Annotated in this window: 1 pseudogene; it reads left to right on the plus strand. The window is 28.3% G+C overall.

Annotation, left to right across the window (positions count from 1 at the left end):
* Positions 1 to 230, plus strand: a pseudogene (locus U881_RS10455) (hypothetical protein); the annotation flags it as partial.

The following is a 230-nucleotide window of genomic DNA, read 5'->3' on the forward strand; positions in this document are numbered from 1 at the left end:
CTAATAAAGATAAGATGAATGAAATTTTTAAAAAAATTGAAGAAGGTCTTGGGAAACTAGAACTTGGAGATGAATTCTCTACTCCTATGATGGTATTAATTGATCCAAAAACAAGTTTAAAACTAGTAAAACCATATGCAATACCAAGCGAATCATCTTCTAATTCTCATATCTATTCTTCAACTGATTCATGGGAGGATTTTTTAATTAAGACTATTAAAGCTGTTAAT

It is taken from the genome of Borrelia persica No12 (assembly GCF_000500045.1).
Taxonomy (GTDB): Bacteria; Spirochaetota; Spirochaetia; order Borreliales; family Borreliaceae; genus Borrelia; species Borrelia persica.